Source organism: Coprococcus sp. AF102-57 (genome assembly GCF_027686195.1).
GTDB lineage: Bacteria > Bacillota > Clostridia > Lachnospirales > Lachnospiraceae > Allocoprococcus > Allocoprococcus comes.
Window position 1 is genome coordinate 143,512 of sequence record NZ_JAQCSY010000007.1, and the last position, 14,743, is coordinate 158,254.

The following is a 14,743-nucleotide window of genomic DNA, read 5'->3' on the forward strand; positions in this document are numbered from 1 at the left end:
GGAGCTGTGAAAAAATGAACGTAACAGTTTTTGAAGCTATCAACATCACAAAAAAGTATCGCAATACACTAGCCCTAAATCAAGTATCTATGTCTGTAATGCAAGGAGATATTTATGGGTTTATCGGAGAAAACGGTGCCGGTAAAACAACAATGATTCGTTTACTAACCGGACTGGCAGAACCTACTACTGGCAAAATTGCTTTATTCGGTGAAAGCAATAAGAAACTTGCAAAGCAGCGTGAGCGCATTGGCTGTATTATTGAAAGCCCTTCTCTTTATCTTGATATGACAGCCTATGAAAATTTGGAGGTACAACGTTTGCAACGCGGTATTCCAGGAAAAGGTTGCATTGATAATGCTTTAGCATTAGTTGGTTTGAAAGATACCGGAAAGAAAAAAGCAAAAGATTTCTCTTTGGGTATGCGGCAGAGACTAGCTCTCGCAATCGCTTTGCTTGGGAATCCTGAATTTCTCGTACTAGATGAACCAATTAACGGACTAGACCCTACTGGAATTATCGAATTAAGAAACTTACTCAAAAGACTAAATAAAGAACGTGGAATCACTATTTTGATTTCAAGTCACATTCTCACGGAACTTCATCAATTAGCAAATAAATATGGTATCTTACATGAGGGGAAACTTTTACAGGAAATTACCGCTACAGAGTTAGACAAACGCTGCAAAAAGCATTTGTTGTTGCAAGTGAATGATGTAGCTGCTGCTAGTGTTTTATTGGAAAGCAAACTGAATACTTCAAATTTTTCTGTTATGCCAGACAAAAGTATTCATCTATATGATTATGTTGAAAATGCCGGAAAAGTATCAGCGTTGCTAAGTGCAAATAATATTACGATTTATCAGTTAGCACAATCTGGAGATAGTCTTGAAACTTATTACACTAATTTGATAGGAGGGTGCCAAAATGATTAACCATTTTAAAGCTGAATTTTATAAATTGCGTCACTCAAAGATATTGATAACTATATTAGGCGTATGTGCGGCGGTTATAATGGTCTCTTTTGCACTTGGTGACATGACTTTTTTTGGAGCCGGAGATGGAACAGAAAGTGTAATCGGATTTCAAGCTAAGTGTTATCTATCTAGTGAAATACCAACGTTTCAAACTGTTGCCCGCTCATCTCTTGCATATACAGCCTTTTTCTGGATTATTGGCATTTTATTTGCAACCATATTTTTTACAAAAGAATATAATACGGGTACAATCAAATTATCTGTTGCATACGGCACTAAACGAACTATTCTCTACTACACCAAAGCGATTACAATATTGGTGGTGTCTCTGATAACGTATCTGATTTTTGTAGCTACATTTTTCGTTATTGAAATCATACAATCCGGTTACATTCCAACTGCGAGTGAAGTAATAAACCTTTTGGGATGGGCTCTTGCTTGCGGAACGGTTTTATTAGCATTAGAAAGCATTTCTATTTTTTTATGTGTCGTTATTCAAAATACAGGGATTGTAACAGGGATTTGCTGCTTATATGTATTCAGTGGAGCGTCTGTTTACTTAATGCTATGGAGTGATATGGAGACGGTTTCAATACCCTTAAAATTTTTTGTATATGGAAATCCTATGTACTATTGGATGAATTTCAGCTCTTGTCGCACAATGGGTATTATTGAGCATTTACCATTCTATTTCATAGGGTGCATTTCTCTTTTGATTGTTGGCGGTCTTATTATGATTAGAAAAGAAATCAAGTAAAAGGGAGGTAGAATATGGGTTGGGCGATTATGTTTCTTGTTCTGATAGCATTGGTCATTATCCTTTCAATTTCTTTAATTAACTGGAAAATACAGATATATAAAGTAATCGTCCAACTAAATGCTATTCTGAATAGAAAAACGAAAAAGTTAGTTACAGTGTCTTTATCTGATAGGCGGTTAGAGCATTTGGTTGAAATCATAAATCAGATTGTATCAAAAGATAATATTTATCTGGGCGAAATTCAAAAAAAGGAGAATGAATTAAAAGAGAATATTTCTTGCCTTTCTCATGATTTACGGACACCACTAACTTCCATTCGCGGATATTTGCAACTTCTATCAAGTGCGCCTGATGAAAAAAGAGCGGAATATATTTCAGCATTATCCGGAAAAGCATTGAGATTAGAACGTCTCATAGATGACTTTTATCAAATCTCTCTTTTAGAAGCAGGACAATATCCATTTTACTATGAAAAGGTTGAGCTATGCTCATTGCTTACTGAAATCCTGCTAGACAATTATTCGATTTTCAGCGTTAATGGAATTGAACCCCAAATAGAAATACCTAATATGGACATCTATCTTAATGCTGACAGAAAGGCGTGTATTCGCATTATACAAAATCTTATATTCAATGCGGTAACATCCACTACAAATAATGTTGTAATTCAACTAATTAATATTGCAGATTCTGTACAACTCTGTATTAAAAATCCTGTTGCATCTATTCCTACAGAAGAATATTCAAAACTGTTGGAACGCTTTTATGTAGCAGATGTTTCAAGAAGTAATGGTACGTCTGGACAAGGACTTTACATTGTGAAAAAGCTATTACTTATGATGAATTGTACAAATCCAATAATTGAAATACATGACCATAATTTTATGATTACGATTGATTTTTCGCCCTTACTCATAAAAAAATAATCTGCCGGACGACGGCAAAAGAAAAAAAGCCGTCGCAAAGCAGAGGTATTTTCACGCGCCATTTCTAAATTACGGCGGCTTTGATTTTCAGAGCCGCCGCTTCTTTTTGCCTATCGGCAAGTCTACGACGACCCTAACACCGTAAAAACGGCGGCTAATGGAGGTAGCCGCCATGATATATAGAGCGTATCGACAAAGTACGGCACATTTCAGCTTATCAAAAAAAGCTCGTCCACCGCCGGGGACACTTCTACCCTCATATATGAACTGTCAAATCATCTAACCCCTTTTCCGTTTCGTATCAATCCGCAGCAGCCCCGTATGTTCCTTGACAAAGAAAGCGACGCAAGATAACGGCGACGCAGTATAGGGCAAACCGGGTACGTCCTTTTTGCGCCGAGCCATACAGAGGGTGCGCCATGACGCTATTTCCTTATCGGGAAAAGCCGAGCGAAAAACACCGCGACGGGAAGCAAGTTAGCAGCTTGCGGGCGACGACACGCATTGAGGGAAGATAAGCCTTTACATCCACAGTCCGAGCGTTCAGAGCGTCGCAGGCAATGGGTAAAGCTGCCTTAAATGAGCAGGGGTGCAATTCCCGCGAGGGTGTGCTAACAGCCGCCCGGTTAAAGCCCACTTTTTGTAACTTGACTTTTTAGCCATTTATGAAAGGGGGTATTTTCCTATGGCAAAAAAGGAAACAACAAGCCCCGCTATCCCTGTATTCCCTATGTTAAAGACCGTTGAGCAAATGAGCAAGATTAGCGGTATCGGGGAAAATAAGCTGCGCGAGCTTATGGATAGCGGCGAGCTTGAATATATACAGAATGGAAACCGCCGTTTGATAGCTGACGCTGCAATCTGGGACTGGTATCACAGGGCAAAGACGACAGCGAAGCCCCCAGCACGACAGGGAGGTTAAGCTATGGCTATACACATTTGAACAGATTTACCAGCTTGTATGGAAAGATTATTCTGTTGGTGATATTAAAAATATCATCTGGTGTCTGGTAAAGCGATTGAGAAAAAAGTTGAATGTCGTTGAAGACGGTGCCGGGAATTGCATTGTCAGTGTCAGGGATATAGGTTACAAATTTGAATTGAATAATGAAAACGAACAGCAGTAAGGCGAATAATCCGTAAAAAGATTGTTCGTCTTATTTTATTTGTGCTGGAAAGAAGGTGATAAAAATTGACCGTCAATTGACAGGTTTCTGACCGTTAACTGACAGGTGCATCCGATACACTGTGCTTTTGTAAAGATATGATTACAAAGGAGATCCGTGTTTGCAGGGAAACAGCAGAGATGCCGGCCATTCCTGTGGACAGGAAGAACGAGCCAGATCACCGCCACACTCCGATTTGATTTCACAAAAATTCAGATCGGAGGAAAAGATAAGTGGCTTATAACAAAGCAAAAGAAGAATATAGATGGAACCAGTGGAAAGCAGAGGAAGAGAAGATCCTGCGTGAGCAGGGTGTGGATGAAGAGACGATCCAGAAGCTCCGGGAGTATGACTGGAACGATTTTAACGCAGAGCGGAGATTCCGGGAACATCAGACCTCACTTCTGGACTGTATGGAACTGCTTCTGGAAGAAAAAGAATCAGGAGAGTCTCAGCCAGAGAGTGTGGAAGCCCTGCTCGATACCGTGGAGAATGAGGAATTGCTCCAGATCCTGTTATCGACTGACAAGAAAACTCTTCAGATGGTTGTTCTGAAGATGATGGGATATGCACCAAAGGAGATCAGCCATCACATGGAACTGCCGGAGCAGACTGTTTATACAAGACTGCGGAGGTTACGGGAGAAAATCAAAAAGTCCATGAAATTTGAATAAAACAAAAGGCTCTCATCGGCTGATTATCAGAACGAATAGACAGGAGGATTGATACGATGGATGAGAAAGAAGTGTCCGAAATGCAGGAAGAAATGATGACGGTACTGGTAGTCGAGCCGATGAAAGCACCCTATGTCAAAAGCATCCCCAATGAGCTGGAAGATCTGCAGCAGGCAGTAGGCGGTGACATTGAGATGACTTATCCGTTTGAGGATGAGGTTGGAATTCTTTTAAACGGCAATGGAAAATTTGAGGGGTTGCCGTTAAATCGGGCATTGTACGATGACCGAGGACAGGTCTATGATGCCATTGCCGGAACATTCCTTGTGGTAGGACTGACAGAAGATGATTTTACTTCGCTGACACCGGAGCAGATTGAAAAGTTTAAAGAAAAATATCAGTCACCGGAAGTTTTCACCCTGTTTAACGGGGAACTTCATGTGATGAAGATGCCACCGCAGGAACAAAAAGAGCAGAAGGAAAGTCGGAAGAAGGATGCACAGCAGAAGAATCCGGCAAAAGGAAAAAAGAAAAACAGATCCGGGGAAGCACGATAAAAAATTTTTCTGTGAAGTGAATAAAAAAATACACTGCCATCGGCTAGTAAGCAGAGGGACATCCCTCGGCTGTTCTTTGGCAAGTGAATATCGGCACTACAGGTACGTTCCCAACCGTAGAAGCGTGACAGTATGAGCGCCATGATTAAGTATAGGGTAAAGATTCTTAGACTTGGAGCGAGAAAGCATAGCTGTGAATAAGGCGGTGGCAGCCTTTCGCCAGGATCACGGATGGGGGATAATGATACACGTTACCAGCCAGAGAGCGGAAGATGGACTCCGGGTTGTAATCAGAAAGACCCCCAGGACATCTGTGAGCGGCGGCAGGCCAGCCGCCCGCCTGTAGTGTCCCCTTTCCCAGAAGAAAAACAGGGATGGTTCCGGGGGTGCGAGGTCAAATGCGGAACAGCAAGATAAAAAGAAATCAATGAAGAAGTGTGTCGTTGATATCAGATACCATGCGGCTGTGGGAGACTACAGCCGTATTCTTGTGGTATTAACGTCACATCAAGGGGAGAGAACAGATGGAAGAAACAAAAAGAAGTGGAATGAGCAAGGATCAATTCTGGAATCTGATTGAAAAAGCAAAGGAAGTGTGCGGCACCGATCTGGATGCTTCGGCAGTGTGGATCAAGCAGCAGCTCTTCTATATGACACCGGAGGATGTCCTCCAATTCCACAATCTTGTTTACAGTTACCGGGATGCGGCTTATAAGTACGGCTTATGGACAGCGGCAGGTATTATGATGGAAGCAGGGTGCAGTGATGACAGTTTTTCCGATTTTCGGATGTGGCTGATCGCCCAGGGAAAAGAAGTTTATCTGAATGCCTTAAAAGATCCGGATTCCCTTTCCGGCGTGACTCCGTATGGGTACTGTAGTTTTGAAGCGTTGGGATACATCTCATCGCAGGTCTACAGTGCCATGAAAGGGAAAAATATCTATCAGGACAGTACGGCAAGAATGCAGATGGAATGTTATGAGCAGGTGATCCGGGATATTGTGTACCATCCCATGATCGAGTATCCGCTGGAATTACCGGAAGCAATGGTGGTATATCCGAAACTCTGTGAATGCCATTTGTCCGAGCAGGTAAGGAAAGCTCCTCAGAAAGTAAGGACATGGAATGTTTCCCGGACGGATATCCGAAGGATGATGGCAAGAGGGAATGCTGCCATAAAGAAAATGCAGGAACAGGGACAGAATACACCGGAAGCGACCAGACTCGTCCGTAAGGGTACGGTAAGATAAGCTTTCTGGCAAGGAGAAGTAATGTGTTATAAAAATGAATATCAGAAAAGGGCACATGGCGAAGTGGAACAGATCTTTCGGGAGCTTCTCCCGGAAGCCGGGCTTCATGTAAGGGAAGAACAGATCCGTCTCTGCCATGAAATGCTGGATGCCCTTATGAAAAACGAAATCACGCTCTGTGATGCAGGAGTCGGCATCGGAAAGACCTATGCCTATCTGACAGCCTGCATCCTGATGCGGAAATATAGTGTACTGCATTCCGGTTATTCGGGATGTGACAGGCGGTCTGTAGTGGTATCCACTTCCAGTATCGCCTTACAGAAAGCCATCATAGAGGAATATGTTCCTTTTTTATCGGATGTACTGTTAAAAGCAGATCTGCTTCAGGGAGAATTAAAGGCAGTTGTCCGCAAGGGAAAGGAACATTTTGTGTGCGATTACAGGCTGGCCCAAAGACTGGAGGCAGTCCGGGATAAGAATAAAAATCAGGCACAGATGGAGGCATTGAAGTCCCTCCGGCATAACTTTGATTTAGATTCCGTACATAACCTGAGCGGTTTTGACCGCAGGCTGGTGTGCGTACCGAAATTCTGCCCCAGGGAGTGTCCGGGGAAAGCAGGATGCCGTTATCAGAAATATTTGGATGTTTCCAAAAAAGAGGAAGTTTTTATACAGATATGCAATCACAATTATCTTCTGGCAGACGCCATGCACCGGATGAATGAATACCGGCCTCTGCTGGCAGATTACAGAGCATTGGTAGTAGATGAAGCACATAAGCTCCCAGAAGCTGCCAGCCAGATGGATGGGAGAAGTATTGGAAGAGAGGATGTGCAGGAAATCTCGTATTTCTTAAACAGGGAGCATAAAAGTTCGGAAGGTAAGAGACTACAGGATTGGTTTAATACACTTTCAATGGAAATCCGTAAGGATCAGGCCGGGATGGGAGATGACATAGCTGGAAAAGAAAATTTCTATTTTCCGGCAAAGTGCCGATCTTCTCTGGAGCAGGTAAGGGGGAATCTCAGTCTTATGCTTAAAAGACTTGCTGGAAATGTCCCTTACTGGATCTTCCGGCGGCTGGAAGAGATGGAAGAGCTGTTCGGCTGGTTTCTGAAGAAGGATACCAGATACGTTTTATTTCTTCAGCCAGACGGCAGGGGAGATCCTGTGTTTATGGCTGTTAGCAGAGAGATTCCAAGGTTTCTCCATGATTCCTTATGGGACAGGGGATTTCCCTCGATTCTCACCAGTGGAACTTTAAAAGCCGGAAATGGGTTTGTAAGGACCAGACAGATGACCGGGCTGGAAAAGAAAAGCAGAGTCCGGGAGTGTGTAGCAGAATCCCCATTTTGTTACAGAGAGAACTGTCTGCTTTATATTCCTGAGAATTTAAAAGCGACGCTCAAGGGAAGCCGGGAAGAGGCCGAGCAACTTGCAGGCCAGATCCGTGATCTGGTGTGTTCCACTTACGGGCATACACTGGTACTGTTTACATCTTATACCCTGATGGGAAATGTGCAGCAGCTCCTGCGGGATCAGATCCCGTTCCCGATGGTGCAGGTATGGAGAAACTCACAGGAAGAAATCGCACGGTTTAAGAAGATGGAAAATGCCGTTCTGTTTGCAGCCGGCTCCTGTTGGGAAGGTGTGGATTTTCCGGGGGATATGGTATCGTCCCTGATCATTGTAAAATTGCCGTTTGCTGTACCGGACCCCATCCATGAAGCACAAAGGGAACAATACCGATCACTGGAATCCTACATTCAAAATGTTGTTGTTCCAGATATGCAGAAGAAACTGCGCCAGGGATTCGGACGGGCGATCCGGACGGAGCAGGACACCTGTGTAGTGTCCATTTTAGACCACCGAGCGGCAAAGAAAGGAAAGTACCGGGGAGATGTTCTGGACGCCCTGCCAAAGTGCCAGATGGCAGAAAAAATCGATGAAGTAGAGGACTTTATCCGAAGCCGGAAAGTGGAGCGTTACTACAGCTGATAACATCCGTGGTGTTGTTGGTTCTGCCCAGATCTGGACAGAAAATAAGACAAAAAGTTTAGTGGTATTTCAGGAGCGGTTTTGACCGAATTGGTGGTATTTGTGATAGCTTTATCGGCATGAGTTGGGTATACTGTGTATAGCGTTAGAGGAAAGGAAGTGAGCAGGAATGAGACGATATGAACTGGAAAAAGAAAGAGAGGGTTCCACCGTTTATTTCTTTATCAGAGATGTGGAAACACTGGATATCGTCCTGCTTCCAACCAAATATCTGATGCACAAGATACGGAGTAAATGTTCACCGAATACGGTGCGGCGCTCCGCACTTGCAATCCTGTACTATCTGGAATACATCCATGAAAAGAAAAAGGAATTGACAGACGTATATCAAATGCCTTATGTTGAACAGACAAATCACTTTGTGGAATTTTTATACTGGCTGAAAGCCGGGAAGCATACCAGAGATAAAAATCACAGATCTCCAAACAATGGAACCTGCAACGCATACTTAAGAGATGTGTTCAGGTTCTATCTTTTTATAGAAGAAGAGTACCAGCAGTTCGGGGAGCTGAAAGTCCTGTCCTATAATTATTTTGTAGCCGTGGATGCAGTAGGCGTAAAGAAAAGCATACGATCAAAGAGTTTCAAAGGCTATTTAAAAGAGGAAGAGCATAAGGCGAGAGCAGCAAAGAAAGATGAAATTGTGGAAATCTTGAAAGCGTGTACCAATATAAGAGATCGGCTTCTCATGCTGCTTCTGGCAGAGACAGGCTACCGAATCGGTGAGATCTTAGGAATTGATTACAGTAAGGACATTGATTATCAGAACCACATAATCCGGGTATATTTCCGTGAGGACAATGAAAATGGAGCGAGAGCAAAGAATGCAGAATACCGAAGTGCGAAGATCAGCAAAGATACCTTCGGCTTTTTAAATCTGTATATCACAGAGTACCGAAAACTACTTCAGCACCAGACAAGCCTGTTTGTGAATATTTCCGGGGATAATATCGGAAAACCAATGAACGTGGAAGCAGTATACTCCATGCTAAAAAGAATGGATAAGAAAACAGGGATTAAGATCACGCCTCATATGCTCCGGCATTACTTTGGAAATGAGCGGAGAAAAGCAGGATGGTCGCTGGAACTGATACAGCTGGCCTATGGACACCGCCACATCCAGACAACCATCAATTATCTGGACATTGTGGATGATGAACTGCTGGATGCCAGCCAGGAATTCTACGAGAAACACTCCTCCCTGTATGGGATTGAGGAATTGCTATAGGAGGTGGTTTTTATGCCTGCGTTTTTACAGTCTTTTATAGAGGCAGAACAAGAACGGAGCAGGCGGATTGAGCAGCTACGAAAAGAAATCCGGGAGTTTGCAAAAGAGGAAGCAGGAAGTTCCATTACAGAACAGATTCTGCTGTTTCTGGCAGATGAGATGGTAGAACATCTTTCGGAAATAGATTATGAACTGCGAATGAAATTTGAATTATACATAACACCGCTGATAAAGCGAAATTACATTTACCGATATACCGGAACGTTCGACCGGATACGGCAGGCGTACATCCGGGAACGGATGAAAACTCCGGCTGGACAGAGGGAATGTGAATGGAAATATAAAAATGAAATACTTTTTGTTCCATACCACTCAGATCCTGTAATCGTAAAGAGTGTGGAAACGGTACGGTGTCGGAGCAACATGGTCTGGAATTTTAAAGCGGCAGCCAGTGAGAAACTGAAACGTCAGATTTTTACCGTGCTGGAATATATTCTGAAGAATTATGAAATTTCCAGACTGAGGGAATATAAACTGACCGGGCTACAGCTTTTTTACGAATTTTGCATCCGGGAGCAGATTACAGATATCCAGCTTCTGGAGCTGGAACAGGAAACAGCATTTCAGGACTACCTGAAGCAGAAAGTCGAGAAAGAGCAACGGCGAAAACGACTGAAGAGCATTGTGGAAACTGCCCGTAAAGTGATTTTTATAGAAACTGATGAAACAAGATGGGATGCTACCATCTGGTATTTAGAGCGGTTTCGTATTGCCAAAGAAAGAATAAACCAGAGTGACAGTATAGAAAAAATATCATTTCAGGAAGTTCTACAGCCCAAGAATCGATTGCTGCTTCAGGAATATATGAAGTACGAAATTGGAATCGGAGAACTGGCGCTCAGCACGGTGTACGAAAGATTCCGAACCATTCGAAATTTTTTGCAGGAGATCAGCGAACTGGAAGTTACCAAGTGTGATGCCAGCCTGATTGATGTATATTTAAAGAATTTGCAGAATGGTGCTATGGGAGCAAAGACATTTAATACCAATGTTTCGGGAATACAGTTTTTTATGAAATTTCTGGAAGTAAAGGGGTATATAAAAAAGGTTCCGTTTTATGCATCGTATTACTTGGAAAAACAGATCCCAGTCCACCATGACAGAAGTGTGGAAGAGGATGTGTATATGGAAATTATCCAAAACCTCTCACAGTTTCCTGAACACCTGAGAATGATGTTTTTACATCTCTGGTGTGTGGGACTCCGGATCAGTGAGGTCTGCACCTTAAAAGGGGATGCGTATTATATCCAGAATGGTGACTGCTGGATGAAGGTCTACCAGGTGAAAATGAAAAATTATAAAAGGGTTCCCATTCCGGTAACATTGTATCGTCTGATGCAGGTTTATCTGAAAAAGCACCCTACCAAAAAAGAAGCATACATTTTTCGGAATCGGAAAGGTGGAGCATTTTCCAAAAGCACCTTCATGGGGCAGATGAAAAAATACTGCTCCCAGATAGGCATACAGAATGGAGAATATATTTTTAAGTCTCATGATTACCGACATACCGTAGCAACCAATTTTTATGAGCATGGCGTATCAATCCAAAGCATCCGGGACTATCTGGGACATACGTTTGAGGAAATGACCATGCAGTATATAGATTATATGCCAAGAAAAATTGCTAAAGAAAATGACGCATACTTTGAGGAAGAGGAAAACAGCCTGCTTGCCTGTATGCAGAAAGGAGAGAAGCATGGATAATAAACTGAAATTCCAACAACTGGAATGTTATAAGCTGGCTACCGATGAGCAAAAGGAAAAGCTGAATAAGGAACAATATTTTGATCTGGATAAACTGCCGGAAAACCAGCTTCAGACAGAATTTGTCGAATACATTTACTACCGTGGAACGCAGGTATCCATCCTGACCATAAAAAGGGAAAGGCATTATTTTAACAGCTTATGTGAATTTTTTCAGAAGTCATCCCATCAGGAAAACAGCCTGCTTGACAGAGAAAAAGACTTCTGGATAAAGCAGTTGAAAATGTGGATGATACAAAACGGTAGGGCTTTGACGAAGCATAAAGTGACGAACATTCAGACTGAATCGGTGGAAAAAGCTGCCCTGATCCGGTATTTTGAAAGCCTTCTGGAATTTACACTGGACCGATCAGAAACCAATGAGCTGGCAAAGGATATCTGGCATCTGGAAAGGCTTCCGCTTATCCTGCGGACAAATCCGATTGTCAACCATAAGACACTAAATTTCAGAGGAATCCGGCAACCAGATATTCGGGAAGAAGTAAAAAAAGCAATTTACCATCATCTGAAAACCGAAGCCCTTGGCAGTATAAAACGTGAACTGTCCGCAATGAATAAATTTTCAAAGTATTTGGATGAAAAGCATTCCAAGATCAGCACCTGCGAAGAGATTGACCGGGAGATCATAGAACAATTTTTAATCAACATCAAGGTAGAATCAAACGGAGGGAATGGCATCCGGGATGACCTGCTAAAGCTTCGAAATGTGCTGGAAACAATCGGAAAAATTTATGATTTTCCACATCTTACAAAACTGTTTTTAAAATCTGATTTTCCGCCAGAACGGAAAGCAGAATTCAAATCTTATTCGGACAGTGAGCTGAAAAGACTGAATGCCCAGATTGTAAAAATGGAAGAGCAGATAGCAAGGGCAATGATCATCCACCAGATGCTTGGAACCAGAATTTCCGACACGCTGACCTTGCGGAAAGACTGCCTTTATAAACATGACCGTCAGGATATGATTATCATATACCAGCCGAAAACAAGAAGATATGAAAAACCGATCAGCCGGGAGCTGGCACAGCTGATTGGAAAGGCAGTCAGTTATGCAAATGAGCATTATCCTGAAAGCATTTATATCTTTGCGGACGAGAACAAACCGGAGAGACCAATCAGTTACCAAACCTTGCAGGATAAAGTGCTTCGAATGATTTATGAAAAAGATATCCGGGATGACAGCGGAAACTTATTCGGATTTGGAACGCATATGTTCCGGCACTGCTATGGGGTAAAATTAACGGAACTCCATGTGGATGACTGGACGATAGCGAAGCTCCTGGGACATAAGGGAGTACGAAGTGTCCAATATTACCGAAAAATGAGCAATCAGCGGATGGCAGATGAAACAAGAGAAGTTAGAAATTCTATGTCACAGATTATACTGGCAAGTCTGGACGGATGGGGAGAAGAATATGAGCAAATACGACAAGATGCTGGAATTGAATAAAAGAAAGAGCGAAGAAAAAGTGGAACGGGCAGTCCTGACAATACGGACAATGGTGTTGGAGAGAGAAAAGGTGTCCGTACCAGCACTGATGCAAAAGACTGGTTTATCTAGAGGATTCTTTTACAAGAATCCGATTGTAAGAGGTGAGATTGATGCAGCAATGGAACAGCAGGCTGGTATGGTGGATCCAAGGAGAAACATTATCAGTCAGGCGATGGAAGCGGAAATGAATCTGCTCCGGCAACAGCTACAGAAACTGAAAAGCGAAAATGAGAATCTAATAAAGGAAAACCAGAAGTTAAAAAAAGCATTATCCAAGAAAGAGTTGAATCTTATCAAACAGATTTAAGCTATATCATAATGCAAAGTAGGTCTGCCAGAATACAGCAGATCTGTTTTGCATTGTGATATAGAAACAGATTATGCTTAAAAGGCATTAAGCAACCCATAATAATAGGTATTGGACATAGAAAGCAATATGGGAGTATGATGATACCGATAAGAAATAGAGTGTACCTGAAATGCAAACTGTCACAGAAAAATTATGAACTTTATGTAAAAAGTTGCAAAATCTATTGACCTAGAGCTTACTTCAGGTTGTATCATAAAATAAAAAGAGCAAGGAGGAATTTTTTATGGATATCGAACAGATGAAAAAAGACTTAGGTGGAGGTAACGTATTTCCAATCGGTGAAGAAAACGTAGCATTCGCAAAGTATTTTACAGGTGAATGCTATTTGAATATGCTTACAACAGAGAGAGTACCAGTTGGTCTGGTTACTTTCGCTCCGGGAACAATCAATGCATACCACATCCATCATAAAGGTGGACAGATCCTTCTGGTTACTGGTGGAAGAGGATGGTACCAGGAAGAAGGAAAACCAGCTCGTGAATTGAAAGCTGGAGATGTAGTAAATATTTCACCAGAAGTAAAACACTGGCACGGGGCAGCGAAAGACAGCTGGTTCCAGCATCTGGCTGTTGAAGTTCCAGCAGAGGGAGCTTCCAACGAATGGCTGGAGTTTTTACCGGAAGAAGAGTATAACAAATTACCATAAATAAGAAAGATGGAGGTTTGATATCATGGCAAAGATCACACAGATAGCAGGAAGAAATGCTCTGGGAACATTTGCACCAGATTTTGCACATTTTAACGATGACATTCTTTTCGGAGAGAACTGGAATAACGAAGATATTGATTTAAAAACAAGAAGTATCATCACAGTTGTAGCACTGATGGCACAGGGAATCACAGATTCCTCTTTGAAATTCCATTTACAGAATGCAAAGGATCATGGGGTAACACAGAAAGAGATCGCAGCAATCATCACTCACGTAGCATTCTATGCAGGCTGGCCAAAAGGCTGGGCAGTCTTTAATCTTGCAAAAGAGGTTTGGAATGAGGACGAAGCAGAGAAATAACCTGGCAGAAACTGCTCGTCATGAAAGGGTCGCACAAAACACAGACGTGTATGCCGTTAAAGCCCGTAACTATAAGGGATTGCGGAGGGGTAGTCCAGTTTTATGCAGAAATAACTGGCATATCCATCATGCAAAAAGTGGAGGCGGGCAGATTTTGGTATGCGTTGCCGGAAGAGGATATTATCAGGAAGAAGGTAAAGAAGCTATAGAAATGAAGCCAGGTGACTGCATCAATATTCCTACAGGTGTTAAACACTGGCATGGTGCTGCACCGGATGAATGGTTTTCTCATCTGGCAATAGAGGTTCCGGGCGAAAATGGTTCTAATGAATGGCTTGAACCGGTAAGTGATGAAGAATATAGAAAACTAAAATAGGAAGGTTGAAAAAAGTATATTTACAAGACAATTTGATATGCTACCTTCATATAGGACAATGAAATATAAAAGTCC

At 42.3% G+C, this 14,743-nt stretch carries 14 protein-coding genes and 2 pseudogenes; all 16 read left to right on the forward strand.

What is annotated here, in order from left to right:
- Window positions 1–14: 14 nt before the first annotated feature.
- Complete coding sequence (locus tag PGZ10_RS06695) at window positions 15–935, forward strand: ATP-binding cassette domain-containing protein (RefSeq protein ID WP_117638856.1); 921 nt, start codon at window positions 15–17, stop codon at window positions 933–935.
- The gene (locus tag PGZ10_RS06700; protein ID WP_055057437.1) at window positions 928–1,734 is read left to right on the forward strand and encodes an ABC transporter permease; all 807 of its coding nucleotides are present in this window, start codon (window positions 928–930) and stop codon (window positions 1,732–1,734) included. Before PGZ10_RS06695 ends, PGZ10_RS06700 begins: the two co-directional genes overlap by 8 nt.
- Before the next feature lie 14 nt (window positions 1,735–1,748).
- Window positions 1,749–2,663 carry a sensor histidine kinase gene (locus PGZ10_RS06705; RefSeq protein ID WP_014081148.1) on the forward strand — a complete coding sequence of 305 codons (915 nt, stop codon included), beginning with the start codon at window positions 1,749–1,751 and terminating at the stop codon, window positions 2,661–2,663.
- Between the two features lie 685 nt (window positions 2,664–3,348).
- Window positions 3,349–3,585 (forward strand): helix-turn-helix domain-containing protein, encoded by a 237-nt coding sequence (locus tag PGZ10_RS06710; RefSeq protein WP_015533395.1) that lies wholly within the window; start codon window positions 3,349–3,351, stop codon window positions 3,583–3,585.
- A complete protein-coding gene (locus tag PGZ10_RS16800) occupies window positions 3,536–3,790 on the forward strand; it encodes a winged helix-turn-helix domain-containing protein (protein WP_227231715.1) in 255 nt (84 codons plus the stop codon). The genes PGZ10_RS06710 and PGZ10_RS16800 overlap by 50 nt, the downstream gene beginning before the upstream one ends.
- Before the next feature lie 272 nt (window positions 3,791–4,062).
- Complete coding sequence (locus PGZ10_RS06720; protein ID WP_055057436.1) at window positions 4,063–4,503, forward strand: ECF-type sigma factor; 441 nt, start codon at window positions 4,063–4,065, stop codon at window positions 4,501–4,503.
- A gap of 56 nt (window positions 4,504–4,559) precedes the next feature.
- Entirely contained in the window at window positions 4,560–5,060 is a 501-nt protein-coding gene (locus PGZ10_RS06725) for a DUF3846 domain-containing protein (protein WP_025577040.1), read from the forward strand.
- Between the two features lie 524 nt (window positions 5,061–5,584).
- Window positions 5,585–6,310, forward strand: coding sequence for a DUF4240 domain-containing protein (locus tag PGZ10_RS06730; RefSeq protein WP_055057434.1), 726 nt, complete (start codon window positions 5,585–5,587; stop codon window positions 6,308–6,310).
- Window positions 6,311–6,331: 21 nt separating this feature from the next.
- Window positions 6,332–8,308 carry an ATP-dependent DNA helicase gene (locus PGZ10_RS06735; RefSeq protein WP_117638857.1) on the forward strand — a complete coding sequence of 659 codons (1,977 nt, stop codon included), beginning with the start codon at window positions 6,332–6,334 and terminating at the stop codon, window positions 8,306–8,308.
- A gap of 169 nt (window positions 8,309–8,477) precedes the next feature.
- Window positions 8,478–9,596 (forward strand): tyrosine-type recombinase/integrase, encoded by a 1,119-nt coding sequence (locus PGZ10_RS06740; RefSeq protein ID WP_117638858.1) that lies wholly within the window; start codon window positions 8,478–8,480, stop codon window positions 9,594–9,596.
- 12 nt (window positions 9,597–9,608) lie between these two features.
- A complete protein-coding gene (locus PGZ10_RS06745) occupies window positions 9,609–11,360 on the forward strand; it encodes a tyrosine-type recombinase/integrase (RefSeq protein WP_055153009.1) in 1,752 nt (583 codons plus the stop codon).
- Window positions 11,353–12,870: a tyrosine-type recombinase/integrase gene (locus PGZ10_RS06750; protein WP_117638859.1), complete on the forward strand. Its 1,518-nt coding sequence runs from the start codon at window positions 11,353–11,355 to the stop codon at window positions 12,868–12,870. The genes PGZ10_RS06745 and PGZ10_RS06750 overlap by 8 nt, the downstream gene beginning before the upstream one ends.
- Entirely contained in the window at window positions 12,836–13,219 is a 384-nt protein-coding gene (locus tag PGZ10_RS06755) for a DUF6262 family protein (protein ID WP_015533403.1), read from the forward strand. Before PGZ10_RS06750 ends, PGZ10_RS06755 begins: the two co-directional genes overlap by 35 nt.
- Window positions 13,220–13,505: 286 nt before the next feature.
- Entirely contained in the window at window positions 13,506–13,928 is a 423-nt protein-coding gene (locus PGZ10_RS06760) for a cupin domain-containing protein (RefSeq protein ID WP_008400007.1), read from the forward strand.
- Between the two features lie 25 nt (window positions 13,929–13,953).
- A pseudogene (locus PGZ10_RS06765) lies at window positions 13,954–14,268 on the forward strand (carboxymuconolactone decarboxylase family protein); the annotation flags it as partial.
- 127 nt (window positions 14,269–14,395) lie between these two features.
- A pseudogene (locus PGZ10_RS06770) lies at window positions 14,396–14,668 on the forward strand (cupin domain-containing protein); the annotation flags it as partial.
- Between the last annotated feature and the right edge of the window lie 75 nt (window positions 14,669–14,743).

Bases quoted from the DNA above. Each gene is read 5' to 3' on its own strand.
- PGZ10_RS06735 (WP_117638857.1), top strand. From the start codon at position 6,332: ATGTGTTATAAAAATGAATATCAGAAAAGGGCACATGGCGAAGTGGAA.
- PGZ10_RS06760 (WP_008400007.1), top strand. From the start codon at position 13,506: ATGGATATCGAACAGATGAAAAAAGACTTAGGTGGAGGTAACGTATTT.
- PGZ10_RS06730 (WP_055057434.1), top strand. From the start codon at position 5,585: ATGGAAGAAACAAAAAGAAGTGGAATGAGCAAGGATCAATTCTGGAAT.
- PGZ10_RS06695 (WP_117638856.1), top strand. From the start codon at position 15: ATGAACGTAACAGTTTTTGAAGCTATCAACATCACAAAAAAGTATCGC.
- PGZ10_RS06750 (WP_117638859.1), top strand. From the start codon at position 11,353: ATGGATAATAAACTGAAATTCCAACAACTGGAATGTTATAAGCTGGCT.
- PGZ10_RS06700 (WP_055057437.1), top strand. From the start codon at position 928: ATGATTAACCATTTTAAAGCTGAATTTTATAAATTGCGTCACTCAAAG.
- PGZ10_RS06725 (WP_025577040.1), top strand. From the start codon at position 4,560: ATGGATGAGAAAGAAGTGTCCGAAATGCAGGAAGAAATGATGACGGTA.
- PGZ10_RS06755 (WP_015533403.1), top strand. From the start codon at position 12,836: ATGAGCAAATACGACAAGATGCTGGAATTGAATAAAAGAAAGAGCGAA.
- PGZ10_RS06745 (WP_055153009.1), top strand. From the start codon at position 9,609: ATGCCTGCGTTTTTACAGTCTTTTATAGAGGCAGAACAAGAACGGAGC.
- PGZ10_RS06705 (WP_014081148.1), top strand. From the start codon at position 1,749: ATGGGTTGGGCGATTATGTTTCTTGTTCTGATAGCATTGGTCATTATC.
- PGZ10_RS06710 (WP_015533395.1), top strand. From the start codon at position 3,349: ATGGCAAAAAAGGAAACAACAAGCCCCGCTATCCCTGTATTCCCTATG.
- PGZ10_RS06740 (WP_117638858.1), top strand. From the start codon at position 8,478: ATGAGACGATATGAACTGGAAAAAGAAAGAGAGGGTTCCACCGTTTAT.